The sequence below is a fragment of the Shewanella aegiceratis genome (assembly GCF_019457495.1).
In the GTDB taxonomy this organism is placed as follows: Bacteria; Pseudomonadota; Gammaproteobacteria; order Enterobacterales; family Shewanellaceae; genus Shewanella; species Shewanella loihica.
In genome coordinates this window covers 4,487,150-4,513,739 of the sequence record NZ_CP080416.1, presented here as the reverse complement: position 1 = coordinate 4,513,739, position 26,590 = coordinate 4,487,150, and the positions used below count along the sequence as shown (strand labels likewise).

At 50.3% G+C, this 26,590-nt stretch carries 27 protein-coding genes; 25 read left to right on the top strand and 2 right to left on the bottom strand.

What is annotated here, in order from left to right; genetic code table 11:
- The first annotated feature begins 441 nt into the window (after positions 1-441).
- The 5 genes from rpmH to mnmE all read left to right on the top strand — a co-directional run bounded on the left by rpmH (position 442) and on the right by mnmE (position 4,270).
- Positions 442-579, top strand: a complete 138-nt coding sequence (gene rpmH / locus K0H80_RS19700; protein ID WP_011867659.1) for a 50S ribosomal protein L34 — start codon at positions 442-444, stop codon at positions 577-579.
- Between the two features lie 15 nt (positions 580-594).
- A complete protein-coding gene (rnpA, locus tag K0H80_RS19695; RefSeq protein ID WP_220045366.1) occupies positions 595-951 on the top strand; it encodes a ribonuclease P protein component in 357 nt (118 codons plus the stop codon).
- Complete coding sequence (gene yidD, locus K0H80_RS19690) at positions 918-1,172, top strand: membrane protein insertion efficiency factor YidD (RefSeq protein ID WP_011867657.1); 255 nt, start codon at positions 918-920, stop codon at positions 1,170-1,172. Before rnpA ends, yidD begins: the two co-directional genes overlap by 34 nt.
- Positions 1,173-1,175: 3 nt before the next feature.
- Positions 1,176-2,804, top strand: a complete 1,629-nt coding sequence (gene yidC, locus K0H80_RS19685; RefSeq protein WP_220072697.1) for a membrane protein insertase YidC — start codon at positions 1,176-1,178, stop codon at positions 2,802-2,804.
- A gap of 104 nt (positions 2,805-2,908) precedes the next feature.
- The gene (gene mnmE / locus K0H80_RS19680; RefSeq protein WP_220072696.1) at positions 2,909-4,270 is read left to right on the top strand and encodes a tRNA uridine-5-carboxymethylaminomethyl(34) synthesis GTPase MnmE; all 1,362 of its coding nucleotides are present in this window, start codon (positions 2,909-2,911) and stop codon (positions 4,268-4,270) included.
- 923 nt (positions 4,271-5,193) lie between these two features.
- On the opposite strand, the gene K0H80_RS19675 is transcribed toward mnmE, so the two are convergent.
- Positions 5,194-5,883: a sulfotransferase family protein gene (locus tag K0H80_RS19675; protein ID WP_220072695.1), complete on the bottom strand. Its 690-nt coding sequence runs from the start codon at positions 5,881-5,883 to the stop codon at positions 5,194-5,196.
- Between the two features lie 210 nt (positions 5,884-6,093).
- Between K0H80_RS19675 and K0H80_RS19670 the strand changes: the two genes are divergently transcribed.
- Positions 6,094-6,735 carry a LysE family translocator gene (locus tag K0H80_RS19670; RefSeq protein WP_220072694.1) on the top strand — a complete coding sequence of 214 codons (642 nt, stop codon included), beginning with the start codon at positions 6,094-6,096 and terminating at the stop codon, positions 6,733-6,735.
- A 26-nt stretch (positions 6,736-6,761) separates the two neighbouring features.
- On the opposite strand, the gene K0H80_RS19665 is transcribed toward K0H80_RS19670, so the two are convergent.
- Positions 6,762-7,730, bottom strand: coding sequence for a nucleoside hydrolase (locus K0H80_RS19665; protein ID WP_220072693.1), 969 nt, complete (start codon positions 7,728-7,730; stop codon positions 6,762-6,764).
- A gap of 224 nt (positions 7,731-7,954) precedes the next feature.
- Here K0H80_RS19665 and ubiG point away from each other — a divergent pair, with 224 nt between their 5' ends.
- The 19 genes from ubiG (at position 7,955) to K0H80_RS19570 (ending at position 26,569) form a co-directional block, all read left to right on the top strand.
- Positions 7,955-8,737, top strand: a complete 783-nt coding sequence (gene ubiG / locus K0H80_RS19660) for a bifunctional 2-polyprenyl-6-hydroxyphenol methylase/3-demethylubiquinol 3-O-methyltransferase UbiG (RefSeq protein WP_220072692.1) — start codon at positions 7,955-7,957, stop codon at positions 8,735-8,737.
- A gap of 130 nt (positions 8,738-8,867) precedes the next feature.
- On the top strand, positions 8,868-9,308 hold the full coding sequence (gene mioC / locus K0H80_RS19655) for an FMN-binding protein MioC (protein WP_220072691.1): 441 nt from the start codon (positions 8,868-8,870) through the stop codon (positions 9,306-9,308).
- Between the two features lie 479 nt (positions 9,309-9,787).
- Positions 9,788-11,677, top strand: a complete 1,890-nt coding sequence (mnmG, locus tag K0H80_RS19650) for a tRNA uridine-5-carboxymethylaminomethyl(34) synthesis enzyme MnmG (RefSeq protein WP_220072690.1) — start codon at positions 9,788-9,790, stop codon at positions 11,675-11,677.
- A 102-nt stretch (positions 11,678-11,779) separates the two neighbouring features.
- Positions 11,780-12,403: a 16S rRNA (guanine(527)-N(7))-methyltransferase RsmG gene (rsmG, locus tag K0H80_RS19645; RefSeq protein WP_220072689.1), complete on the top strand. Its 624-nt coding sequence runs from the start codon at positions 11,780-11,782 to the stop codon at positions 12,401-12,403.
- Between the two features lie 96 nt (positions 12,404-12,499).
- Entirely contained in the window at positions 12,500-13,288 is a 789-nt protein-coding gene (locus K0H80_RS19640; RefSeq protein ID WP_011867644.1) for a ParA family protein, read from the top strand.
- A gap of 10 nt (positions 13,289-13,298) precedes the next feature.
- Positions 13,299-14,177 carry a ParB/RepB/Spo0J family partition protein gene (locus tag K0H80_RS19635; RefSeq protein ID WP_220043782.1) on the top strand — a complete coding sequence of 293 codons (879 nt, stop codon included), beginning with the start codon at positions 13,299-13,301 and terminating at the stop codon, positions 14,175-14,177.
- 225 nt (positions 14,178-14,402) lie between these two features.
- Positions 14,403-14,786: an ATP synthase subunit I gene (locus tag K0H80_RS19630; RefSeq protein WP_011867642.1), complete on the top strand. Its 384-nt coding sequence runs from the start codon at positions 14,403-14,405 to the stop codon at positions 14,784-14,786.
- A 12-nt stretch (positions 14,787-14,798) separates the two neighbouring features.
- Entirely contained in the window at positions 14,799-15,593 is a 795-nt protein-coding gene (atpB, locus tag K0H80_RS19625) for a F0F1 ATP synthase subunit A (RefSeq protein WP_144202236.1), read from the top strand.
- 70 nt (positions 15,594-15,663) lie between these two features.
- Positions 15,664-15,915, top strand: coding sequence for a F0F1 ATP synthase subunit C (atpE, locus tag K0H80_RS19620; RefSeq protein ID WP_011639455.1), 252 nt, complete (start codon positions 15,664-15,666; stop codon positions 15,913-15,915).
- Between the two features lie 37 nt (positions 15,916-15,952).
- Positions 15,953-16,423, top strand: coding sequence for a F0F1 ATP synthase subunit B (gene atpF / locus K0H80_RS19615; protein ID WP_041509599.1), 471 nt, complete (start codon positions 15,953-15,955; stop codon positions 16,421-16,423).
- A gap of 14 nt (positions 16,424-16,437) precedes the next feature.
- Complete coding sequence (atpH, locus tag K0H80_RS19610; protein WP_011867639.1) at positions 16,438-16,971, top strand: F0F1 ATP synthase subunit delta; 534 nt, start codon at positions 16,438-16,440, stop codon at positions 16,969-16,971.
- Positions 16,972-16,985: 14 nt separating this feature from the next.
- On the top strand, positions 16,986-18,527 hold the full coding sequence (gene atpA, locus K0H80_RS19605) for a F0F1 ATP synthase subunit alpha (protein WP_011867638.1): 1,542 nt from the start codon (positions 16,986-16,988) through the stop codon (positions 18,525-18,527).
- A gap of 49 nt (positions 18,528-18,576) precedes the next feature.
- Positions 18,577-19,437 (top strand): F0F1 ATP synthase subunit gamma, encoded by an 861-nt coding sequence (atpG, locus tag K0H80_RS19600; protein ID WP_011867637.1) that lies wholly within the window; start codon positions 18,577-18,579, stop codon positions 19,435-19,437.
- Positions 19,438-19,472: 35 nt separating this feature from the next.
- Positions 19,473-20,849 carry a F0F1 ATP synthase subunit beta gene (gene atpD, locus K0H80_RS19595; RefSeq protein WP_011867636.1) on the top strand — a complete coding sequence of 459 codons (1,377 nt, stop codon included), beginning with the start codon at positions 19,473-19,475 and terminating at the stop codon, positions 20,847-20,849.
- A 33-nt stretch (positions 20,850-20,882) separates the two neighbouring features.
- A complete protein-coding gene (locus K0H80_RS19590; protein WP_011867635.1) occupies positions 20,883-21,311 on the top strand; it encodes a F0F1 ATP synthase subunit epsilon in 429 nt (142 codons plus the stop codon).
- Positions 21,312-21,475: 164 nt separating this feature from the next.
- Complete coding sequence (locus tag K0H80_RS19585) at positions 21,476-21,829, top strand: DsrE/DsrF/TusD sulfur relay family protein (RefSeq protein WP_220072688.1); 354 nt, start codon at positions 21,476-21,478, stop codon at positions 21,827-21,829.
- A 110-nt stretch (positions 21,830-21,939) separates the two neighbouring features.
- A complete protein-coding gene (gene glmU / locus K0H80_RS19580) occupies positions 21,940-23,304 on the top strand; it encodes a bifunctional UDP-N-acetylglucosamine diphosphorylase/glucosamine-1-phosphate N-acetyltransferase GlmU (RefSeq protein WP_220072687.1) in 1,365 nt (454 codons plus the stop codon).
- A gap of 210 nt (positions 23,305-23,514) precedes the next feature.
- Complete coding sequence (locus K0H80_RS19575) at positions 23,515-25,653, top strand: TonB-dependent receptor (protein WP_220072686.1); 2,139 nt, start codon at positions 23,515-23,517, stop codon at positions 25,651-25,653.
- A gap of 145 nt (positions 25,654-25,798) precedes the next feature.
- Positions 25,799-26,569: a DeoR/GlpR family DNA-binding transcription regulator gene (locus K0H80_RS19570; RefSeq protein ID WP_220043778.1), complete on the top strand. Its 771-nt coding sequence runs from the start codon at positions 25,799-25,801 to the stop codon at positions 26,567-26,569.
- The last annotated feature ends 21 nt before the right edge of the window (positions 26,570-26,590 follow it).

Genomic DNA, 26,590 nt, shown 5'->3' with positions numbered 1-26,590 from the left:
TACTTATCCCCAAAAGATCATACAAAAGAGGTGTATTCTATAGCGAGATCACTAGGATCGCTATCCTTTAAATAGATTTATCCCCAGTAAGATCATCTTTATTTATATACGCAGATCCAAAACGATCTTTAACGATCAAAATAATCTGACAAAGCAGCAAACTCAGCTTTATTAAGCGATCCGGATCGATCTATAATTAGCGACCTTCGATCTGGCTAATGATCACTAGATCCACAAGATATAGTGGCCATTCACAGAGTTATCCACACTAGATAGTGTGTAAGGATAACTTGATAAGAAGATATAGAGGCAGATTTTACCCACTTGAGGGTTTTGCTTGTTGACGGGCTTAACTAAAGTGATTACAATTCGGCCTCTTTTTTGCCCTTACCTCTTTTATAGGGATAAGGTTTATTCACCTAACAAAGACGGATTGCCATAATGAGTAAACGTACTTTTCAACCTAGCAACCTGAAGCGCAAGCGTTCTCACGGCTTCCGCGCTCGTATGGCTACTGTTGGTGGCCGTAAGGTTATCGCACGTCGTCGTGCAAAAGGTCGCGCTCGTCTTTCTGCTTAATAAGTAGAAATGCAAGTGACCAGCTATACCTTTACGCGGGAGTTACGTCTGTTAACTCCCGCGCAATTCAAATCTGTATTCTCCAATCCCATCAAAGCTTCTTCAGCTGAAATAACCTTACTCGCCATCCCTAATGAGTTACAGCATCCTCGTATTGGATTAACTGTTGCAAAGCGTTATGTTAAGCGAGCCAATCAGCGCAACCGAGTTAAACGTATCATCCGCGACAGTTTTCGTTTGCACCAACACGAATTACCGCCGCTCGATATCGTCGTGCTCGTCAGAAACGGTGTATTGGAAATGGATAATGCAGCATTGCACAAACTGGTAGAGAAGTTATGGCGCAAGCTCAGTCGCCGTTACAATGGCTAGCCACTAAGCTGATCCGAGGCTACCAAATCTTTATCAGCCCTATACTGGGGCCAAAGTGCCGTTTTCACCCCACATGTTCCAATTACGCGCTCGAAGCGATTCGATTGCACGGATTTGTGAAAGGGAGTTGGTTTGCAGGGAAACGCGTATTAAAATGTCACCCTTTACATCCGGGCGGTGAAGATCCCGTCCCTCCAAAAAATAACAGGTGTAATAAATAGGCTATGGAATCTCAACGCAATATATTGCTCATCGGTCTGCTTTTTGTCAGCTTTTTGCTGTGGCAGCAATGGCAAACAGACAAAAATCCGCAACCGGTTGCCACTGAATCTTCAGTTGTAGCTTCAACCGTCACAGATGCGCACAGTGCTGACGTTCCCGATGCCGATGCTGCTCTTCCAGAAGCAGTAGCCGCCTCTAAAGAACTCATTAGCGTCACGACAGACCAACTGACCCTGAAAATTAACCCAGTGGGTGGTGATATCGTCTACTCTGCGCTGGTGGGTCATAAGCTTGAGCAAGACAAGGAAGAACCTTTCGTCCTGCTGCAGCAAACCAAAGATATCTACTACATCTCTCAGAGTGGTCTGATTGGCCGTAACGGCATCGACAGCAGCGCTAAGGGCCGTGCCCACTTTAGCAGCCAGTCACAGGCCTATACCCTAGCCGATAGCCAGGATACCCTGGAGATCCCACTGACCTATGTTGCCGACAATGGCGTGACCTACACTAAGGTGTTCACCCTGCACAGAGGCAAGTTCGACGTCGGTGTTGAATATCGCATCAACAACACCTCAGCCGAACAGCTACAGGTGCAGATGTATGGTCAGATCAAGCACAGCATCAAGAAAAGCGAAAGCAGCATGATGATGCCGACCTATCGCGGCGCCGCCTTCTCGACAGCAGATACCCGCTACGAGAAGTACAGCTTCGAAGATATGGCCGACAAGAACCTGGACAAGAAGACCCTAGGTGGTTGGGCAGCCATGCTGCAACACTACTTCGTGTCAGCCTGGGTACCACCAGCCAACGATCAAAACACCATCTTCTCTAGCGTAAGCGCCGGCGGCCTGGCCAATATCGGTTTCCGTGGTGCCGTCTATGATGTCGCACCTGGTACACAGCAGACTATTAGCGCCCAGTTCTACGTGGGTCCTAAGGATCAAGAAGCCCTATCGGCCATCTCTGAATCGCTAAACCTGGTAGTTGATTACGGCTTCCTATGGTGGCTGGCAATCCCAATCCACTGGTTGTTGATGTTCTATCAATCATTCGTGGGTAACTGGGGTGTGGCGATTATCCTAATTACGCTGACCGTACGTGGTATGTTGTATCCGCTGACTAAGGCGCAATACACCTCTATGGCCAAGATGCGTAACCTGCAACCTAAGCTGCAGGACATGAAAGAGCGCTTCGGTGATGACCGTCAGAAGATGGGTCAGGCCATGATGGAACTGTACAAGAAAGAGAAAGTGAACCCTATGGGTGGCTGTCTGCCAATCTTGCTACAGATGCCTATCTTCATCGCCCTCTACTGGGTACTGCTGGAAAGCTACGAGCTGCGTCACGCGCCATTCATGCTATGGATCACCGACCTTTCGGTACAAGATCCCTACTATGTACTGCCGCTGCTGATGGGTGTCTCTATGTTCCTGATGCAGAAGATGCAGCCGATGGCGCCAACCATGGATCCTATGCAACAGAAGATGATGCAGTGGATGCCGGTTATCTTTACCGTCTTCTTCCTCTGGTTCCCAGCGGGTCTGGTGCTTTACTGGTTGGTCGGTAACTTGGTGGCCATCACCCAGCAGAAGATCATCTATGCCGGTTTGGAGAAAAAAGGGTTAAAATAACCTCTAGCTCCAACTAATGAAAAAGCGGTCGGATACTCAGTATTGACCGCTTTTTGCTTTTTAATGAAGACAGCTTTCACTCCATCAGCGCAGGAAATACAGTAATGACGACAGATACTATCGTGGCACAAGCAACCGCACCAGGCCGCGGCGGCGTAGGTATCATCAGGGTCTCTGGCGACAAGGCCAGCGACGTAGCCATGGCCGTACTCGGGCATCTACCTAAGGTTCGTTATGCCGACTACTGTGATTTCAAGGCCGCCGATGGCGCGGTGATCGACCAGGGCATCGCCCTCTACTTCAAGGGGCCTAACTCCTTTACCGGCGAAGATGTGCTCGAGCTACAGGGCCACGGCGGCCAGGTAGTGCTGGATATGCTGATCAAGCGTGTCATGGATGTCGGTGGCGTGCGTATCGCCAAGCCGGGTGAATTCAGCGAGCAGGCCTTCATGAACGACAAGCTGGATCTGACCCAGGCCGAGGCGATTGCCGATCTGATCGATGCCACAAGTGAACAGGCGGCCAAGAGCGCGCTCAGCTCGCTACAGGGTGAGTTCTCCACTCAGGTCCACGAGCTGGTGGATCAGGTCACCAACCTGCGTCTCTATGTGGAAGCCGCTATAGACTTTCCCGACGAGGAGGTGGACTTTCTCTCCGACGGTAAGATTGCCGCCTCACTTGGCAAGATCATCACCAAGCTCGATTCGGTGCAGTCCAGTGCCAAACAAGGCGCAATCATACGCGAAGGGATGAAGGTGGTGATCGCCGGTCGCCCCAACGCGGGCAAATCCAGCCTGCTCAATGCCCTGGCGGGTAAAGAGTCGGCTATCGTGACCGAAATCGCCGGCACCACCCGAGACGTGCTGCGAGAACATATCCATCTCGACGGCATGCCGCTACACATCATAGACACGGCCGGCCTGCGCGACACCACAGACACGGTAGAGCAGATAGGGATAGAGCGCGCCTGGGCCGAAATAGAGACTGCCGATCAGGTGCTCTTCATGGTGGATGGCACCACCACGGACGCCATCGATCCCCATGATATCTGGCCAGACTTTATCGATCGCCTGCCCAAAAACCTTGGGGTGACAGTGGTGCGCAACAAGGCGGATCTGACCGGTGAGTCGTTAGACGCCACCGACGAGCAGGGCCACAAGGTGTTCCGCCTGTCTGCCAAGACAGGCTCGGGCGTGGATGAACTCAAGGCGCATCTAAAGTCCCTGATGGGCTATCAGAGCAACCTCGAGGGCGGTTTCCTGGCTCGTCGTCGCCACCTAGAGGCATTAGAGCTCGCCAGCAGTCATCTGGCACTGGGTCAGGAACAGTTAGAGGTCTATCAAGCGGGTGAGCTCCTGGCAGAAGAGCTGCGCATGTGTCAACTGGCACTGTCGGAAATCACCGGAAAGTTCACCTCAGACGATCTCCTCGGCAAGATCTTCGGCTCGTTCTGTATCGGCAAATAAGCATACTTATTGCTCTCTTATTGCACTATAGATGAGCGTTTTTCAAACAGCCATTTATGCTGCCCTCTACGGATAGCCTAAGGCTAGGGCCTTTGCCGTATCCAGAGAAGATTATTTAAACAAACAGTGAAAGATCCCGCAGGGATCTTTCCTCATTTTGGTGCATAAACATCCAAGATGGCGATCGAATTAATCAACAGAGATATCAACAAGTAATTCACTTTGCGATCAAAAGTGGTGCATAACTTAATTTATTATGTAATTTGTTGATTATATTTATTTTTTAGCCTTGTTTGTTTTACGAGCTGCTAAATTTAGATCCCGCGATGGGATCTAAACCAAAAAGTTATACTCAAAAGCATGTCATCAATTTTGGATAAGATCTTTTGGGATCGCTGGGCGAGTATCCTCTGCCACTGGGCAGACTTTCGTATACCTGACGCGCATCCCGCACGGCGCATCGTTCCCCGCGTTTTAGGCCAGATTTACGCTGGCGACTCAGGTAATCCACTCCAGCCATTTGTTGTCATTGTGATTGTTGATCTCAGCTTAAGCTCCTTAAGTGCCAATTACCTTGGGTTGGCCTGATCTTAAACTTAGCTCGGCCAGTCTGAGATCTTATCAAACCTAAGCTCCTATCAAACTTAGAGCCTCAAACTTGAACCAGATGTTCCAAGCCTGGCCAGCTATGTCCGGCAGAGCTCACTCTCGCTCCTTGATAGCTGAGTTCCACGTGAAACTAGGCAGATTTAGCCTCTCGTAGAGAAGAGGTAGAAAGAAACTAGATAGAGAAGAACTATTGATAGAGCAGAGCCATAGATAGCAATGTAATCGTCACAGCAACGATTGTAGGTAGACTTATACCCGGGATAATAGCGTCGGCAGCACCAAACGAGAAAACTATTAGTTAAGCAATCGCTGATCTAAATTTTATAATTGAAATATTTGCGATTTTCAGGCCCGGCCAGGTTGCTGCTTATCTTTAGCTCATGCTTATATTCATCCCAGCTGGCGACATTGCGCCCCCGATTGAGATGGGGAAAAACAAGTTGAGGACTATCGACTTGAGCATCCAACCCAATGAAATTGGCTAAGCGCGGCAAACTCTGGGGATCATCCAGCTGTAAACTCAAGAACTGCTGCGCGCTTCTCTGATCTTGATGAAAATAATCAAACACCTGCTGCTTATGCACTTGATAACAAGTCTTCAGATGCTCAGCATCCATGGGGTCGGCCACGCGATAGATACCAAAGGTATGGCCGAAACTGCGCTTAAGCAGAGGGTGAAAACGCCCTCTTTCTTTATCAAGATGCACCAACATTCGGCTCAGCAGCATCTGCATCGAAGGCACCCAGGCATCTAACGGCCTATCGAGATAGATAAATTTAGCGTCCGGATAGAGGCTATGCAGCTGACGATAATCACTAAAACACGGCGCATCGGAAATGGCATCGGCGAGAATAACGGCCTGTTTGGTAAAGGCCTGGTGCGCCACCCTGAGTCCCATCTCCAGCAGGGCCACACTGACACTTGTGGTGCCGGTTCGCGGCAATCCTATGATGAAGACTTTATTTGTGGGTCTTGCAGGCGGTGCGGACTGATGAGACGACATAGATATGGCTCGGTACAATTGGAGGCGCAGTATAGTGAAAATACCTTGGCAGGAAAACAGACTTTAGGGCCTTAGGCCGTTTATTCACAAGCGTAAAGCCAAGCTGCCAGCACAGAGGCCGCTTTCACTAGGAGATCACTGTTAAATTCGTTTCAACCCTGTACAATCCGCGCCTTGTTTGACCCAAGACGGCATTTTTGTAGATACACCATGATAGATCTGGCGCTGCTTCCCCTCTATTTAACCACGGTAATCGCCCTACTCCTGATCCCCGGGCCCGATATGTTACTCATCGCCAGTTCGAGTCTTAGCTATGGCAAGAAGGTAGGCGTCTATGCCAGCTTCGGTAATGCCACCTCGGGTTTGATCTTGACCCTGCTGGCGGCGATGGGGGTATCGGCGCTGATCGCCCTCAATCCAATTGCACTTGAAGTATTAAGGATCGCCGGTGGTCTCTACCTGCTGAAGATGGGCTGGGACTGTATGCGCGCCACACCGAGTCAGGCGCCGGAGATCGCCGGGCAGAAAAAATTAGCCAGGCAGCTCTATCGCCGCGCGGTGATCAGTAACCTGTTAAACCCTAAGGCGCTGATCTTCTTCGTGCTCTTCTTACCCCAATTTGTCTCCAGCCAACTGACTGCCAGCTCGGCCGAGCAGATGCTGGCCCTTGGGCTAGTGCTCAACATCATGGGCCTCGGCTTCAATCTCTTGCTGGTGGCCCTGGTTGGCAGTCTGGGCAAGAATCTACTCGACAACGAGAAGTTCAGAAGTAATCAGAACAAGTTCATGGGACTGATCTTCTTCGTGTTGGCCATCTGGCTGCTGGCCTCCCAGCTACAGAGCGTGGGCTAAGACGCTTCACGCCGGCATTAGCCTAATCAACGCTTGCCATAGTCCACTAAGGTCTGCCGATAGAGGGCCAGCAATCGCTTGTCCTCCACCGCAACCCCTATACGCTGAGACGGCTTATCGTGCCACTCGTCGTGGGGATACTGACGACCATCAAACTTCTGTATCGTATGGCCTTCGGCCGGCCCATCGGTGACCACTCGAACAGGGCCGTCTCTCAGGGTAAACAGGCTCTTATCGATCACATAGGCAATGGCCGATGGGTCGTGCACATGACAGCCTTCCAGCCCCAGCTTTTGAGAGTAAAACTTGAGATAGAAGCGGCTAATGGTCCAGATAAACTCCCCCGGCTCCCCGGCCGCCTCACGCAGTTCATCGAGATACTCACGGGTAAAGAAGCTCTGCTGCGTTACATCTAAGCCTATGATGGTCACAGGCCAACGCGCGGTAAAGACCAGATCTGCCGCATGGGGATCGTCATGAATATTGGCCTCGGCATAGGGGGTTACATTGCCTCTGTGACCATTGACGCCGAAGGCGCCGCCCATCACCACCACCTCTTTCACCAGATCGACGATATCCGGCGCCGCCTGTAAAGCGAGGGCTAAATTGGTCAGCGGCCCGACTGCCACCAGGGTGATCTCGCCGGGCTGAGCCCGCACGCTATCGATAATATATTGATAGGCGGGTCTGGGATCCGCCTGAAGATCTTTGACGCTGGGCGCATGAAAATCGCCAAAGCCTGTCTCGCCATGGACTATGGTCGTCGGACCCACCGGCGGTCTCACCAGAGGCCTGTCGGCGCCCTTAACCACATCCGCCTTTAGCGCATATTTCTGCTTTAAAAAGAGCGCGTTGGCCGTAGCATTATCTATCGTAGCATTGCCATAAACACAGGTGATCGCCTCGAGCGAGATATCAGGATGCGCCTCGGCAAACAGTATGGCCATCGCATCGTCTATGCCTGGATCCGTATCTAAAATAATTTTCTGCACCATTGAACTTCACTTCCTTAAGCAGACGTATAAAGTGAGACAAGCTTAGCCTGCCCCCGGCCAAACTAACGTGATCCAGCTTGTAGCTCACCAAAGTCGCCAGGGGCATCATCTATAATACAGAGATAAATCGCGGCTAGCCCCTTAGGATGTAGCCGCCAGTATCGCCACAGATTAAAAACTAAATTAAGAAACTAAGTTAAGACACTAAATTAAGAAACTAAAGCATGTTAGACAAAAGCCGGCTGAGCCGCTTCAAGACCCAGATAGATAGCCAAACAGAGATCGCCAAGTTCGATGCGCTGGCAAAAGAGTGGCGCGATCCCCACGGCAAGTTTAAGCATGTGCTCGGCTTCAATCAGACCCGGCTCACGGCCATAGAAGATCAGATCGCCAGCCATTTTGGTCGCGATCTCACCCAGGATATCCCCTTCGATGGGCTATCGTTATTGGACATAGGCTGCGGCGTCGGCCTGCTGTGCGAACCCTTGGCCAGCCAGGGTGCCCGGGTAACGGGCATAGACGCCAGCGAACATAACATTACTCTGGCACGCCGCCACGCTAACAGCTGGTCGCTCCCCATAGATTATCGCCATTGCTTAGCCGGCGATCTTCCGAGGGATCAGCCTCAATATGATGTGATCTTAAATACCGAGGTGATCGAACATGTCGAGGATCAGGCGGCGCTGGTGGCCACCTGTTGTGACCTGTTAAAACCAGGCGGTCTCCTGGTGATGGCGACCCTCAATCGCACCCTGAGATCCTATCTCATCGGCATAATAGGCGCCGAGTACATCATGCGCTACCTCCCCATAGGCACCCACGACTGGCACCACTTCGTTCCCCCCCAAGAACTGGACGAGATGCTCACTCCCCACGGATTGTCGACCAAAGGGGTCGAGGGCATGGCCTTTAATCCCTTCACCCGCCGCTGGAAGATCACCAGCAATTCGGCGGTCAACTATCTGCTCTACGCCAGTAAGCCTATACCTGGGGTTTTAGAAGCCTAATCCCCTTCTGCTCGCGAAATGAGGCAAGCAGAGAAGACCAACGCTAAGAATTGGCTTATGATGGCAGCAATCAGCCTGCTGACAGCATTGCTTGTCTAGCTAGATTAACTATTTGAATTTAGGAAATATAATGGCAAAAATTGAACTAATTGTCGGCACCACCTTGGGAAGCGCCGAGTATGTCGCCGATGAGTTAGCCGCCCAACTGGAGGAGCAGGGCCACGAAACCCAGGTTCATCTGAAGGCCGAACTAAGCGATCTGGATCCCAAGAGCCTGTGGTTGATCGTCTCATCGACACATGGCGCAGGCGATCTGCCCGATAATCTGCAGCCATTTTTCGATGAGATCGACGTTAAAAAGCCGGATCTGAGCAGGACGAAATACGCCTTATGCGCCATAGGCGACTCGAGTTACGACACCTTTTGTCAGGGGCCGGAAAAACTGATCGAGGCGATGGAAAATTGCGGTGCACAAGTCTATGTGGATAAGATCCAGATTGATGTGCAATACGATCCCATCCCCGAAGAGCCCGCCCAGGCGTGGTTGAGCGGCTGGCAAGATAAGCTTTAGATCCCCTCCTCCCTCTTTACACTGATCTCACCCACAGATTAGATCTACCTTATCCACAAATTACGATCCGAAATGATAAATATGTGGATAAGGTATTATTTTGATCTGATCTAACTCTGCATTATTCAACCCACCTCGACAGCTAAGATCTGCATTGTGGATAAGTAAGGGATCTACCCACAAGCTTAATTCATTTAGATCGCGATCAGATCACAGGATCGAACTCTCGTTATCTATTGATTTTAAATGGTAAATAGACTTACCCACAGAAGATCGCGATCCTAATAGTAAACATAACAAAAGATCTATATAAAGATCTTAAGATCTATAAGCCAGATCCTTTGGCGATCGAAAGGCCTAAATTGATCTTTCACCTATGGCTTTCCAAATGCTAAAATACTCGGCTACTCATCGAGTAACTCTGTCCGATCTATGGGCAATATCATTTTTATTTTCGATATAGGTTTTAAGGTAATCTGATGCATTTTCATGAACGGTTTGATGTAATTGTTGTTGGCGGTGGTCATGCAGGAACCGAAGCAGCATTAGCATCTGCTAGGATGGGTTCCAAGACATTATTGTTAACCCATAATATCGATACCTTAGGCCAGATGTCCTGTAACCCGGCAATTGGTGGTATTGGTAAGGGTCACCTTGTTAAGGAGATCGATGCCCTGGGTGGCGCCATGGCCGTTGCAACCGATCATGCAGGTATTCAATTTCGCACCTTAAATTCCAGTAAAGGCCCAGCGGTACGTGCCACTCGTGCACAGGCGGATCGCGCCCTCTATCGCGCCAAGATCCAACAGATCCTGCAAAACCAACCTAATTTACGTCTGTTCCAACAAGCGGTAGACGATCTCATCGTCGAGAATGATCGTGTTATAGGGGTCGTTACCCAGATGGGACTGGCCTTCGAGGCTCCTGCAATCGTACTGACGGCGGGAACCTTCTTAAGCGGCAAGATCCATATTGGTCTGGAAAATTACAGCGGTGGCCGTGCCGGCGATCCGCCATCGATCTCCCTTGCCGATCGTTTACGTGAATTACCGATTCGTGTTGGCCGTCTGAAAACCGGTACGCCACCACGTATCGATGCCAACACCATTAACTTCGATCTCATGACTGAGCAGAAAGGTGACGATCCTTTACCTGTGATGTCTTTTATCGGTGACGTTAAAGATCATCCTAAGCAGATCTCCTGTTTTATTACCCACACCAATGAGCGCACCCACGACATCATTCGTGGCGGGTTAGACAGAAGCCCCATGTATTCAGGGGTAATCGAAGGCATAGGTCCGCGTTACTGCCCTTCAATCGAAGATAAGATCAATCGTTTTGCCGACAAGAGCTCGCATCAGATCTTTATCGAGCCCGAAGGCTTGAACACCAACGAGATCTACCCTAACGGGATCTCCACCAGCCTGCCTTTCGATGTGCAGCTGAACCTGGTGCGTTCGATTCAAGGCATGGAAAACGCCGAGATCATCCGTCCGGGTTATGCCATCGAATACGACTATTTCGATCCGAGAGATTTGAAAAACTCTTTAGAAACCAAGGCAATTTCCGGTTTGTTCTTCGCGGGGCAAATCAACGGTACCACAGGCTACGAAGAGGCCGGTGCCCAAGGCCTGTTGGCGGGCATGAACGCCTCATTGCAGGTACAGGGTAAAGAAGCCTGGTGTCCGCGTCGTGACGAGGCTTATCTCGGCGTCTTGGTCGACGATCTGTCTACCCTGGGAACCAAAGAACCCTACCGCATGTTCACCAGCCGCGCCGAATACCGTCTGTTGCTGCGTGAAGACAATGCCGATCTGCGTCTCACCGAGAAAGGCCGCGACTTGGGTCTGGTGGATGATGAACGCTGGGCTAAGTTCAATGCCAAGCGTGAGGCGATCGAGCTCGAGTTACAGCGTCTGCGTAGTCAGTGGATCCACCCTAACTCGCCGCTGGTTGATGCGCTTAACCCGCATCTCAACACGCCTATCACCCGTGAAGCCACCTTCGAGGAGCTGCTGCGCAGACCCGAGCTAGATTACCCTAAGCTGATGAATGTTGAGGGATTTGGCCCGGCTATCGAAGATCAACGCGCCGCCGAGCAGGTGCAGATCCAGGTGAAATACTCAGGTTATATCCAGCGTCAACAAGATGAGATCGACAAGGCGATTCGCCATGAAAAAACCGGCCTGCCACAGGATCTCGACTATCAAGAGGTGCCAGGCCTCTCCAACGAGGTGATCGCCAAGCTTAACGATCACAAGCCGGATACCGTAGGCCAGGCCTCGCGTATCTCGGGGATCACGCCCGCGGCAATCTCTATTCTACTCGTTCACCTGAAGAAGCGTGGCTTGCTCAGAAAGAGCGCCTAAACCAGCAAAAAATCTATTTTGATGACCGGGATGGGAGGTCAAGCACTTCCCATCCCTGCGACTCGGCTTCATAATATCCCATTGTTTATCGAGGATACTCCTGTGTTAGCAGCCCAATTAGACAGCTATCTTGCCGACATGCAAATGACGGCTACTCCGAAGCAGAAACAGCAACTGCTTGATTTTGTTGCCATGCTTGCCAAGTGGAATAAGGCCTATAACTTGACATCCGTACGGGATCCCGAGCAGATGCTGATCCGTCATATCATGGACAGCCTGGCGGCTAGCCCTCACCTGGTAGGTGAGCGTTTCATCGACGTGGGCACGGGACCTGGCCTACCGGGGATCCCCCTGGCCATAATGAATCCAGATAAAAAGTTTGTGCTGCTCGATAGCCTGGGCAAACGGATTCGTTTTCAAAAACAGGTTCAATTTGAGCTAGCGATAGGTAATATTAGTTCGGTCGAGAGCCGGGTCGAAGCCTATCAGCCCGAAGAGAAGTTTGATGGCGTGCTCAGCCGTGCCTTCGCGTCGATTCAGGACATGTTGCAATGGTGCCACCATCTGCCAAAGCCCACTGGCTGTTTTTATGCCTTGAAGGGACAGTTGAGCGATGAAGAGATGGCGAACATGCCTGAAGGATTCGAGCTGACCGACGTCTTCGAGCTCAAGGTGCCTCGTCTCGACGAACAGCGCCACCTGCTACGGGTGGTCAAAGCGGCTTAGTCCCCTGGGTTAAGAGTTGCATTATTTAACCAGTTCAAGCAATTTGATAGGGCGTTTTACTATCGAATCGACCAACGTGATAGACAGGATGATATTGTGGGTAAAGTGATAGCCGTGGCCAACCAGAAAGGTGGCGTCGGAAAAACAACAACTTGTGTGAACTTAGCGGCCTCTCTGGCGGCCACCAAGCGAAAAGTGTTGCTTATCGATCTCGATCCTCAAGGTAATGCGACTATGGGGAGCGGTGTCGACAAGTACAGCGTCGAAAACACCGCCTATGAACTCTTGGTCGAAGAAAAGTCGGTCGAAGAGGTGGTTTATCGCGACACCGCAGGTAAATACGATCTGATCGCCGGCAATGGTGACGTGACGGCGGCCGAGATCAAGCTGATGGAGTTCTTCGCCCGGGAGATTCGCCTGCGTAACGCCCTGGCCCCAGTCAAAGATTACTATGATTTTATCTTCATCGATTGCCCGCCTTCGCTGAACATGCTGACGGTTAACGCCATGTCGGCCGCCGATTCTGTCTTGGTGCCGATGCAGTGTGAATATTATGCCCTGGAAGGTTTGACCGCCCTGATGGACACCATCAGTAAACTGGCGGCCATGGTGAACCCTGGGCTTTCCATCGAAGGGATCCTGCGCACCATGTACGATCCCCGCAACCGACTCGCTAACGATGTGTCGGATCAATTAAAACAGCATTTTGGCGATAAGGTTTATCGCACTGTGATCCCGCGTAATGTGAGACTCGCCGAGGCGCCAAGTTTCGGTGCCCCCGCCATGTATTACGATAAGTCCAGCGCCGGCGCCAAGGCTTACCTGGCGTTGGCTGGCGAGATCATTCGACGAGCTGAGCAGCATTCTCAGTTAGAGCAAGCTTAAGGAAAAACAGATGACACCCAAAAAACGTGGTCTAGGCAAAGGATTAGACGCACTGTTAAGCACTAGCCATGCGGCGGCAAGACAGGCCCCTATGCAAGAGGCCGAGCCGAATAACAACGAAGAGCTCAAGATGATTGCCCTGGATCTGCTGCAGCCAGGCAAGTATCAGCCCCGCAAGGATATGTCGCCAGAGGCGCTGGAGGAGCTCGCTGAGTCGATCAAGACCCAGGGGATCATTCAGCCTATCGTGGTGCGTAAGGTGTCGGATAAGGGCTATGAGATCATCGCCGGTGAGCGTCGCTGGCGCGCATCTCAATTGGCTAAACTCGACAAGGTACCCTGTATCGTCAAACAGGTGCCGGATGAGGCCGCCGGTGTTATTGCCCTAATTGAGAACATTCAGCGTGAAGATCTCAACGCGATGGAAGAGGCTATCGCGCTGGAGCGTCTGATCAAAGAGTTCGATCTGACCCATCAACAGACGGCTGATGCCGTGGGTAAGTCGCGCACGACTGTATCAAACCTATTACGTTTGAATGGCTTAGAAGAGCCGGTTAAGCGTATGCTGGAATATGGCGATATTGATATGGGGCATGCCCGTGCCTTGCTCGCACTGCCTGGTGATGAGCAAACTAACCTGGCCAGAACCGTGATTGCCAAAGAACTAACTGTTCGTGAAACTGAACGATTAGTGAATAAAACCTTAAATCCACCTGAAATTGTCGATAAACCCGCAAAAGATCAGGATGTCGCCCGTCTAGAGAGCCAATTAATTGAAAAATTAGGGGCAAAAGTTTCCATTAGCCATAACAAAAAAGGCAAGGGCAAAATGGTAATTAACTATCAAAATTTGGCTGAATTGGATGGTATTATTGAGAAAATCCGTTAATTAGCCCAAGTTAACGTAATATTATGTAACTTTGTGACATCTGTTAATCTTTCACTTTTAGACTTTTGGCGTAGATCACGTTAAAAGTCCCCATTTTTACTTACCTTAAACTTGCTTTGAATGTGCGAAAAGGTATACTTTCGCAAGCTTTTTGTACCTCTAAGATGGCCTGATAATTTGTCGTCCGGTCATAGAAACAAAAAGTAAGAATGCGGAGAAGATGAATTGAGCAAGGTTTTAGCACGTCGTGGCCGGTGGTCTGCCTATAAATTGGTGTTGATGCAGGCGGCGGTGGCTGGGGGTGTTTCGATTGTCTTTTTCGCCGTGTGGGGAGCTCAGTACGGACTGTCTGCGTTAGCAGGTGGTGCCATTGCTGTACTCCCTAATTTTGTATTCGCGACCCTCGCTTTTTCCCATACGGGAGCAAGTTCAGCAGGAAAGGTAATGAAAACCTTTTACTGGGGGGAAGCGGTAAAGTTGCTGTTAACCATAGCAATGTTCTCGCTGGTATTTATCAATCTTAAAGTGGTCTTTATGCCGCTTTTTGTTTGTTATATCTCGGCGCTAATAGTGCATTGGACAGCTCCTTTATACTTCAAGCAAAGTTAAGTGGGATGAATCATGGCTGCAACTGGTGAAGCGTTAACACCGCAGGGCTATATCCAGCACCACCTTACCAACTTACACGTTGGTGAAGGCTTCTGGACATGGCACATTGATTCGTTGTTCTTTTCGGTTGGGCTTGGTGTTCTATTCTTGTGGCTATTCCGTAGCGTTGGCAAGAAGGCAACGACAGGTGTTCCCGGTAAGCTTCAATGCTTTATCGAGATGATCGTTGAATTCGTCGATGGCAGCGTGAAGGAAACCTTCCATGGCCGCAATCCTGTTATTGCTCCGTTGGCACTAACGATTTTTGTGTGGGTATTCATGATGAACTTCATGGATATGATTCCAGTTGACTGGATTCCTGAGCTGGCAGCTGCTGCCGGTATCCCATACATGAAAGTGGTACCAACGACCGACCTAAACATCACCTTCAGCTTAGCTATCGGTGTGTTTGTGCTGATTATCTACTACAGCATCAAGGTCAAGGGCGTTTCAGGCTTTGTTAAAGAACTGACATTACAGCCTTTTAACCATAAGGCAATGATACCCGTCAACCTCCTACTAGAGTCGGTTACCCTGATCGCTAAGCCTATTTCATTGGCATTGCGTCTGTTCGGTAACTTGTACGCAGGTGAGTTGATCTTCATCCTTATTGCGTTGATGTATGGTGCTAACTTGGCGTTATCTGCCCTAGGTGTGACTCTACAACTAGGTTGGTTAATCTTCCATATTTTGGTTATCACTCTGCAGGCGTTTATCTTCATGATGCTGACGATCGTGTATCTCAGCATGGCACATGAAGATCATTAAGGGTTGCTGAAGAAATTTTTTTTAAGCTAAATCACAAACTAACTAAAGATTTAGAATATTGGAGATAGAGATGGAAACTGTATTAGGCATGACAGCTATCGCTGTTGCTCTACTGATTGGTATGGGTGCTCTAGGTACCGCTATCGGTTTCGGCCTACTAGGTGGCAAGTTCTTGGAAGGCGCTGCGCGTCAACCAGAAATGGCTCCTATGCTACAAGTTAAGATGTTCATTGTTGCTGGTCTATTGGATGCGGTAACCATGATCGGTGTAGGTATTGCACTATTTATGCTGTTTACTAACCCACTGGGTGCAATGCTGTAATCAACGCTTCTGTCTTTAATCTAAATAGGAGGCTGTTGTGAATATCAACGCTACCCTAATCGGTCAGACGGTTGCCTTTATTATCTTCGTGTGGTTCTGCATGAAGTTTGTTTGGCCCCCTTTGATGAATGCCATCGAAGAGCGCCAAAAAAGGATCGCCGACGGTCTAGCTGATGCTGATCGTGCTGTAAAAGACCTAGAGTTGGCCCAGGCGAAAGCCACCGACCAACTAAAAGAAGCTAAGGCAACTGCTAACGAAATCATTGAGCAAGCTAACAAGCGTAAAGCTCAGATTGTCGATGAGGCCAAAGCCGAAGCAGACGCTGAGCGTGCGAAAATCATCGCTCAGGGTAAAGCAGAAATTGAAGCTGAACGTAATCGCGTGAAAGAAGACCTGCGTAAGCAAGTTGCTGCTCTGGCTATCGCCGGTGCAGAGAAGATCCTTGAGCGTTCGATTGATGAAGCCGCCCACAGTGACATAGTTAACAAACTTGTTGCTGAAATTTGATTAGGGAGTGAGTTATGGCTGAATTAAGCACCATCGCTCGTCCTTACGCAAAGGCAGCATTTGACTTTGCTATTGAGAAAAATGCAGTAGAAAGCTGGGCTGAAATGCTTAGCTTTGCCGCTCAAGTCAGTGAAAACGAGACGATGAAGCCGCTGCTGTCTGGTGCGCTTTCGAGCAGCCAGCTTGCCGACCTTTTCATTAAGGTGTGTGGTGAGCAGATCAATGAGCAAGGTCAAAATCTGATAAAGGTAATGGCTGAAAACGGTCGTTTGGAAGTACTTCCTGCTGTATATGAACTCTTTCATGAGTTCAGCAACGAGTGGGCGAAAGAGGTTGAAGCATCTGTTGTTTCTGCCACTGAGCTTAGCGCAGAGCAACAGCAACAAATTAGTGCTTCTCTAGAAAAACGTCTCACACGCAAAGTTAAGCTGAATTGCAGCGTAGATGCCAGCCTGGTGGCTGGTGTAATCATCACGGCAGGTGACCTGGTCATAGATGGCTCGGTCAGCGGTAAACTAAACCGCCTGTCTGAAAAGCTGCAGTCGTAATTGGGAGTTTGAGCATGCAACTGAATTCCACTGAAATCAGCGATCTGATTAAACAGCGGATCGAGCAGTTCGAAGTCGTTAGTGAAGCTCGCAACGAAGGTACTATCGTTGCAGTGAGCGACGGCATTATTCGCGTTCACGGCCTTGCCGATGTAATGCAAGGTGAGATGATCGAACTGCCTGGTAACCGTTATGCGATCGCGTTGAACTTAGAACGTGATTCTGTCGGTGCCGTAGTTATGGGTCCTTATGCCGATCTGGCAGAAGGCCAAAAAGTTAAGACAACTGGTCGTATCTTGGAAGTGCCTGTTGGCCGTGGTCTACTTGGCCGCGTAGTTAACACTCTGGGCCAACCAATCGACGGTAAAGGACCTATCGATAACGATGGTTTCTCTCCTGTTGAAGTGATCGCACCAGGCGTTATTGAACGTAAGTCGGTTGATCAGCCAGTACAAACTGGTTATAAAGCCGTTGACTCTATGATCCCAATCGGTCGTGGTCAGCGTGAGCTGGTCATCGGTGACCGTCAGACTGGTAAGACAGCACTGGCGATCGATGCCATCATCAACCAAAAAGATTCAGGCATTAAGTGTGTATACGTAGCAGTAGGCCAGAAGGCTTCTACCATTGCTAACGTGGTACGCAAACTTGAAGAACACGGCGCACTGGCTAATACAGTGGTTGTTGTGGCAACAGCTTCTGAAGCTGCAGCGCTACAATACCTGGCTCCGTACTCAGGTTGTTCAATGGGTGAATACTTCCGTGACCGTGGTGAAGATGCACTGATCGTATATGATGATCTTTCTAAGCAAGCTGTTGCTTACCGTCAGATCTCATTGCTACTGAAGCGTCCACCAGGACGTGAAGCATACCCAGGTGATGTTTTCTATCTTCACTCTCGTCTACTTGAACGTGCTTCACGCGTTAACGCTGAGTACGTTGAGAAGTTCACTAATGGCGAAGTTAAGGGCCAAACCGGTTCTTTGACTGCACTGCCTATTATTGAAACTCAAGCGGGTGACGTATCTGCATTCGTACCGACCAACGTAATTTCGATTACCGATGGTCAGATCTTCCTTGAAACTGACCTATTTAACTCAGGCCTACGTCCTGCGGTTAACCCAGGTATTTCGGTTTCTCGTGTTGGTGGTGCGGCTCAGACTAAGATCATCAAGAAACTGTCTGGCGGTATCCGTACTGCACTTGCACAGTATCGAGAGCTTGCAGCGTTCTCTCAGTTTGCATCTGACCTTGACGATGCAACTCGTGCTCAGCTTGAGCATGGTGAGCGTGTTACCGAACTCATGAAGCAGAAGCAATACGCGCCAATGAGCGTAGCCGACCAGTCTGTGTCTATTTTCGCAGCTGAAAAAGGTTACCTAAAAGGCGTTGAGCTGAACAAGATCGGTGATTTCGAAGCTTCTTTGCTCTCTTACATGAACAGCGAGCATGCTGACCTAATGAAGACTATCAACGAGACTGGCGACTACAATGCCGACATCGAAGGTGGTTTGAAGGCTGGCCTCGACAAGTTCGTAGAAACCCAAACCTGGTAAAGACACGGAGGTGTCTTAAGGCACCTCAGGTCCAGATTGGAGAGTAAAGATGGCCGGCGCTAAAGAGATTAAAACCAAGATCGCGAGTGTTCAGAACACTCAGAAGATCACATCCGCAATGGAGATGGTTGCAGCCAGCAAAATGCGCAAGGCGCAGGATCGCATGGCAGCGAGCCGTCCATACGCGGAAAATATGCGTAAGGTGATCGGTCACGTGGCGCAGGGTTCTCTCGAATATAAGCATCCATATTTGGAAGTGAGAGAAGCTAAGCGAGTTGGTTACATTGTTGTGTCAACCGACCGTGGTCTTTGTGGTGGTCTTAACGTCAACCTATTTAAGAAGGTTGTCGCGGACGTGAAGAAGCAGCGTGAAGCCGGAGCGGAAGTTGAATTCTGCCCAATCGGCGCACGCAGCGTACAATTCTTCAACAGCTTTGGCGGAAAAGTGTCTGCTCACGCGTCAGGATTAGGCGATGCTCCTAAGCTCGCTGACCTGATCGGAACAGTACGCGTAATGCTAAAAGCATACAACGAAGGCACGCTAGACCGTCTGTACGTAGTATTCAACAAGTTTGTGAATACCATGAGCCAGACGCCTGTGATCGAACAGCTGCTACCTTTGCCTAAGTCAGAAGAAGATGAGATTTCTCATCACTGGGATTACCTGTACGAGCCTGATCCAAAAGAACTTTTGGAGACCTTATTGGTTCGTTATGTGGAGTCTCAAGTGTATCAAGGTGTTGTTGAAAACATCGCATCAGAGCAGGCAGCCCGTATGGTTGCTATGAAGGCTGCGACAGACAACGCTGGTGAACTTATCGATGACTTGCAGTTGGTCTACAACAAGGCCCGTCAGGCTGCGATTACGCAAGAACTGTCGGAAATTGTTTCTGGTGCCGCTGCGGTTTAGGCTGGGTAACGAATACAAGTTTTAGAGGATTAATCATGAGCACAGGTACTGTTGTCCAAGTAATTGGCGCGGTTGTGGACGTTGAGTTTCCACATGATGCCGTACCTCAGGTCTATGACGCTCTAGAGATCAAAAGTGAAGGCTTGGTGCTGGAAGTTCAGCAGCAGCTTGGTGGTGGTGTAGTTCGTACCATCGCTATGGGTTCTTCAGATGGTCTGCGTCGTGGTATCGAGGTAGTAAACACAGGTTCACCTATTACTGTTCCGGTTGGGAGTGCAACTCTTGGCCGTATCATGAACGTACTAGGTCAGCCAGTTGATGAAGCGGGTCCTATCGGTGAAGATGAGCGTTATGTGATTCACCGTGAAGCTCCTTCATATGAAGATCAATCAAACACTACTGAGCTTTTAGAAACTGGTATCAAGGTAATCGACCTTGTATGTCCGTTTGCTAAGGGTGGTAAAGTAGGTCTGTTTGGTGGTGCGGGTGTTGGTAAGACAGTTAACATGATGGAACTGATCAACAACATCGCTAAAGCACACTCTGGTTTGTCAGTATTCGCCGGTGTAGGTGAGCGTACTCGTGAGGGTAACGACTTCTACTACGAGATGGAAGAATCTGGCGTACTCGACAAAGTGGCCATGGTTTATGGTCAGATGAACGAGCCTCCAGGAAACCGTCTACGTGTGGCACTGACCGGTCTGACTATGGCTGAGAAGTTCCGTGACGAAGGTAAAGACGTACTATTGTTCGTCGATAACATTTATCGTTACACCCTAGCGGGTACCGAAGTATCTGCACTGCTAGGCCGTATGCCTTCAGCGGTAGGTTACCAGCCAACACTGGCTGAAGAGATGGGTGTTCTTCAGGAGCGTATTACCTCTACTAAGACAGGGTCTATTACCTCTGTTCAAGCGGTATACGTACCTGCGGATGACTTGACGGATCCGTCACCAGCAACAACCTTCGCTCACTTGGATGCGACCGTTGTATTGTCACGTAACATTGCTTCTCTGGGTATCTACCCAGCGGTTGACCCACTGGATTCGACTTCACGTCAGCTAGATCCACAGGTTGTTGGCCAAGAGCACTATGACGTAGCAAGTGGTGTACAGAACGTACTACAGCGCTATAAAGAGCTGAAAGACATCATCGCGATTCTGGGTATGGACGAACTATCTGATGAAGATAAGACTACCGTTGCCCGTGCGCGTAAGATTGAAAAATATCTGTCTCAGCCATTCTTCGTAGCAGAAGTATTCACCGGTTCTCCAGGTAAGTACGTTGCCCTTAAAGACACTATCCGTGGCTTTAAAGGCCTATTGGAAGGTGAGTTCGACCACATTCCAGAGCAAGCGTTCTACATGGCAGGTTCAATCGACGAAGTTATCGAGCGAGCTAACAAAAAATAATCAGGCGTTAGCTTGATATTTTAAGGAGAACGGATGGCAGCCATGACAGTACAACTTGATATTGTAAGCGCAGAAAGCAGCATCTTTTCGGGTCTGGTAGCACACCTACAAGTCTCAGGTGCTGAGGGTGATTTAGGCGTTATGCCTGGTCACGCCCCTCTGCTTACGCATATCAAACCTGGCATGGCGCGCATCGTCAAACAAGATGGTAAAGAGGAAGTCTTTTATCTTTCGGGTGGTATCCTGGAAGTACAACCTTTCTCAGTATCAGTATTGGCTGACGTAGTATTGCGTGCCGAAGAGATTGATGAGCAGGCAGCCGTAGAAGCCAAGCGTCGTGCAGAAGCCCATATGGCTAACGCTGGCGCAGACTTTAACTATGCCGCTGCAGCGATTGAATTAGCTCAGGCTATCGCTCAATTGCGCGTTGTAGAGACCATCAAGAAGAACATTGCCAGATAAGGTTATTGTTTGATGATAAAAGGCGGTGCCCTTGGGTGACCGCCTTTTTTGTATCTGTTTCCCATCCCCGATTATCTTTCTACTCCCTTTACGTGATCGAGCCTGGCGTTTAGATCTCAGGGCAATGATAGGCTGATGCCCTTGTTTTCAATGAGGGATATTCCATGCAACAAGTCTTAATCGTCGTCAACGATGCGCCTTACGGGTCTGAGAAACTCTTTAACGCCCTGCGTCTGGCGATACAGCTCAACGAACAGACTTCTACACCTAAGGTTAAGCTGTTTCTCTTGTCCGACGCCGTGACGGGCGTGTTACCCAGGCAGCAACCGGGTGAGGGCTATAACCTACAGCAGATGCTGGAGATTATCTTGGCCCAGGGCGCCGAGGTGAAGTATTGCACCTCCTGCGTGCAGGCTCGCGGGCTTAATGAGCTGAGTGCTATCGAGGGATGTGTGAAGGCCACCATGGATGATCTCGCCCTCTGGTTGCTGCAGTCGGACAAGGTGATCAATTTCTAACGGCTTTAAAGGTGCACCGCGTGTCGCTTTTGCTGGCGCAATCTATTAAAATCGGCCCACTTAATTTGCATTTTTTTCTGTATCAGCAGTAATCATTCAAGGATATCTTCATGGCACTGAACGTCGTTATTTTGGCCGCAGGCAAAGGGACTCGCATGCGCTCAGACCTTCCCAAGGTTCTCCATCCCATCGCCCATAAGAGCATGGTGCAGCATGTGATAGATACCGCACATCAACTGGGGAGTGAGGCTATTCAGCTGGTCTATGGTTATGGCGCCGATAAACTTAAGGCCAGGTTGGGTGAGCAGACGCTGAACTGGGTATTGCAAGCCGAGCAGTTGGGTACCGGTCATGCCGTGGCTCAAGCCAACGACAATATTGGCGACGATGATACTGTTCTGATCCTCTACGGCGATGTGCCTCTGATCCAGGCCTCGACACTGGAAGCCCTGTTGGCGGTACGTGATGCTAATGGCCTAGCCATTCTTACCGTGAACCTGCCTGATCCAACCGGTTATGGTCGCATCGTACGTGAGGCCGGTAAGGTGGTGGGAATCATCGAGCAGAAGGATGCCAACGAGGAACAACTTAAGATCAATGAGATCAACACAGGCATCATGGCCGCGCCAGGCAAGCAGCTTAAGGCCTGGTTGGGTCAGCTGTCGTCGGACAATGCCCAAGGCGAATATTATCTTACCGATATCGTCGCTATGGCCCATCGTGACGGCGTGAGCATCACCACGGCGCAGCCAGCATCTGCCATTGAGGTGGAAGGCGCGAACAATCGTGTGCAGCTAGCTCAGTTGGAGCGCGCCTATCAGGCACGTGCCGCCGAGAAGTTGATGCTAGAAGGCGCAAACCTACGTGACCCTGCCCGCATCGATGTGCGCGGCGATGTTACCGTTGGTATGGATGTGATGATCGATGTGAATGTGGTCTTCCAGGGTAAGGTTACCATAGGTAATAATGTGACTATCGGCGCCGGCGCCATCCTCATCGACTGTGAGATTGGCGATAACGCCGAGATTAAACCTTATTCTATTATCGAAAATGCGATTGTGGGTGAAGCCGCCAGTGCCGGTCCCTTTGCCCGTCTGCGCCCAGGTGCCGAGCTCAAGCGCGACGCCCATATTGGCAACTTCGTCGAGATGAAGAAGGCGGTACTGGGTGAAGGCTCTAAGGCGGGTCACCTAGCCTATATTGGCGATGCTCAGGTGGGCGCTGGGGTGAATATCGGTGCCGGTACCATTACCTGTAACTATGACGGTGCCAACAAGCACCTGACGGTGATCGAAGACGACGTGTTTGTGGGCAGCGATACTCAGCTGGTGGCGCCTGTGACCATAGGTAAGGGGGCCACATTAGGTGCGGGCTCAACCATTACCCGTGATGTGGCGGCCGATGAGCTGGTGATCACTCGAGTGAAACAGCGTCATCTGACTGGCTGGACACGTCCTGTGAAGCAAAAGAAATAAGCTCACAAAAGTAAGAAGAAGCGACCTCTATGGTCGCTTTTTTTATGCCTATTTTCATTGAAGAACTGCCAATTCTCTGGCTGATAAGGCTAATTTAGTGAACTGGATCGGCCTACAGTGTAAAGGGATGTAAATAAGCTTAAATAAAAACAATTCTCATTTATATTTGTCGCAACTTTCGTTTACTTGTTGTTTAGTGGTGAGGTTTGCATGTCATTTAAGCTAGGTTCGTTTAACTATTCTCCTGTCGGTTTCGCCGTGTTGGCCGCCCTGGCGGCGACGCCTGCAGTGGCCGATGATGCCGAAAGCAGCCTGGTTGAGGCAAATATCGAACGTATTACCGTGACGGGGCGAACCTTTAACGACTATAAGGTGGGCGTTGCCTCCGGCGCCATGCGCGGCGATATTGATCTTATGGATACGCCGCAATCTGTGGCGGTGATCCCCGACTTTGTGACCGACGAGCAGTTGGCGACCAACCTGTCAGAGGTACTGGTGAACGACTCGAGTGTCACCAGCGGCAGCGAGAAGTGGAATCGGCAGGTATTTAACATCCGCGGTTTCGAGCTGTCATCGGGCTCGGGTTATCTGATCAATGGTCAGCAGCAGTGGTCTCACTATGTGCAGCCTATCGAGACCCTGCAACAGGTCGAGGTGTTAAAAGGCCCCTCTAGCATGCTCTATGGCCAGTCTGGCCCAGGCGGCCTGATCAACATGGTCACCAAGAAGCCTAGCTATGACACCCTGTTTGAGCTGGGCTTCGACACCGACGAGCATGGCTCGACCCGTTTTCAGCTGGATGCCGGTGGCAGCCTGAATGAGGCCCAGACTATACGCTACCGCACTGTGCTGGTTAAGCAAGACACTCAATATTGGCGTGAATATCAGGACGGCAGCAATCAGGAGCGGGATCGCTGGTTGGGCTATCTGAACCTTGAGTTCGATATCACCGACGATCTCATGCTGTCGCTTAAGTATGACCATACTCAGGATAAGACGGGCATAGACCGTGGTGGCTGGCTCAACAGTCGAGGTGAGCTGATCGGTGGCCGTGACATCATCTGGGATCAGCCCTGGGCCTTTACCGACAACACCATCTCAAACCTGGGTGCCGAGCTAACCTATCATCTCAGCGACGATTGGCAGGTCAAGGCGGGTTATAACGATCAGCAGTTTAATCGTCAGCGTTTAGATTCCTCACCTAGCCTGGTAAAGGGCTCGGAAGATCCCTTCGCGGATGGCTACACCATTAGCCCGTTCGATCGTTATGATGATTGGCAACACAAGACGGGCTTCATCGACTTTACCGGCGACTTTAGCACCGGTGACTTCGAGCACAAGCTGTTGATCGGCGCCAATATGCTGGACTACTACTATGGCCAGCTAAAGGAGGCGGGAGATAAGAACCAGCTGGTGATGCCGGGGCAGCCTGTGCCTCGTCCGGACTTGGATTATCATCGCGACACCACCAAGTCTGAGTCCGACTATAAACATTATGGCTTCTATATTCAGGATCTGATGACCATCAACCAGCAATGGCAGCTATTGGCTGGCGTGCGCTACGATGAGCAGAAGAAGGACGGTAAGGGCAACAACAGCTATGCGGTATCGCCTAAGTTTGGGGTGATCTACTCGCCGGCGGAGAATGGCAGCATTTACTTCAATTACTCTAAGAGCTTCACGCCACAGGGGATGGTGAATGATCCGGATGATGTGAACGATCAGATGAATCTGGACCCAGAGTATGGCGAGCAGTATGAGGTCGGCACTAAGTGGGAGCTGTTCGATGGCAGTCTGCTGCTAACCGGCGCTGTCTTCGATATTACGGTATCCAATGTTACCGTGACCCAAGATCTTGAGGTGATCCCGACCAGTGGCGATAAGACGATCACCACTCAATCCGGTGAGCAGCGTCATAAAGGCTTCGAGATGGGGGCTCAGGGACAGCTGAGCGACAAGTGGTTTATGACAGGATCTATGATGTATCTCGATGCCGAGTATCAGCGGCCGGAAGAAGACAGACTCAACGGCAAGACGCCTGTGGACGCGCCCGAGTGGTCGGCCAACATCTGGACCCGCTACGAGATGACAGAGGCCTTAGCGCTTAACTTTGGTGCCATCTATGTGGGCGAGCGTTTTGCCAATACGGATAACACCATCACCAAGGATGCCTATGTGCGCTTCGATATCGGCGCCGCCTATACCATGGATGTGATGGGGAGCGATGTCAGCGTACGCCTCAATGTGAAGAACCTGTTCGATACCTATTATCTGGCCGGTGGTACCAATACGGATGTTACCGTGGGTGAGGGACGTCACTTTGGCTTAGCGCTGCAAGCCAAGTTCTAAACTCAATTTCATTTCACTCATTAAGCCGCTATCTGTGATAGCGGCTTTTTGCGTTTTTAGCTCGGTTTTCAATCTTTACTACTGGTAAAAAAGTTTCGAATCACTATAATTCATCTTTCGAAACGAAACTTAAGTGAAACTCTTTGTGAATAAACGAAACACTCAGCAGCGCCGCCATAGCATTATTGCCGTCTTGAATGAGACTGGCGAGGTGAGCGTCGACGAGCTGGCTAATCGTTTCGAGACCTCCGAAGTCACAATACGTAAAGACTTGGCAGTGCTGGAAAAAACCGGTCTGCTGCTGCGTCGTTACGGTGGCGCCGTGGCGATCCCAGATGAGGTGACTCAGCAGTTCAGCGCCAAGATAGCCCCCAATAAGCTATCTATCGCCGAGGCTGCCGCCAGGCTGATTAAAGATCATAACCGCATCATCATAGATAGCGGCAGCACCACCTCGGGCCTGGTACAGCAACTCAATACCAAGCGCGGCCTGGTGGTGATGACCAACTCGTTGCAGCTGGCCAACGCCATACACGAGCTGGAAAATGAGCCGACGCTACTGATGACGGGCGGCACCTGGGATCCCCATTCAGAATCTTTCCAGGGACAGGTGGCCGAACAGGTGCTGCGCTCCTATAACTTCGATCAGCTGTTTATCGGCGCCGATGGGATAGATCTCGCCAGAGGCACCACCACCTTCAACGAGTTGACCGGCCTGAGCAAGGTGATGGCCGAGGTCTCCCGCGAGGTGATCGTCATGGTGGACTCAGACAAGATAGGCAGGCGCATACCTAACCTGGAGCTGCCATGGCAGCAGATAAGCGTGCTGGTGACCGACGACAGAGTCGATGAACGGACGGTAGAACAGATTATCGAGCAGGGTGTAGAGGTGATTCTCGCGCCCTACTCAAAGTAAATTTTTAAATTAGTAAGAGTA